Source organism: Burkholderia sp. Bp9143, assembly GCF_003853645.1.
In the GTDB taxonomy this organism is placed as follows: Bacteria; Pseudomonadota; Gammaproteobacteria; order Burkholderiales; family Burkholderiaceae; genus Burkholderia.
The window spans coordinates 1-213 of record NZ_QTPO01000203.1 but is presented as its reverse complement, the minus strand read 5'-3'; the positions used below and the strand labels follow the sequence as shown (position 1 = coordinate 213).

At 59.6% G+C, this 213-nt stretch carries 1 protein-coding gene; it reads right to left on the bottom strand.

The annotated features are described in order from the left end of the window. Positions 1 to 213: hypothetical protein (locus tag DIE23_RS39855; protein ID WP_185646630.1), on the bottom strand; the 213-nt coding region annotated here is incomplete at both ends.

Genomic DNA, 213 nt, shown 5'->3' with positions numbered 1-213 from the left:
ATGCCGTCGAGCTTGACCTGATCGGTGCCTTGCGTCAGATAGATATCGTTGCCGTTGAGCGTGACAGCGACCGATGCTGCGGTCAGGCCGGTACCCAGTTGCAGTACCTTGCCGGCGGAGCCGCCCCAGAAGTCATACTCGTTGATCTCGAGATGGCCATAGCCCTGGTTGAAGATGAAGGTGTCGGCTCCGCCATTGCCGATCTCGACGTCG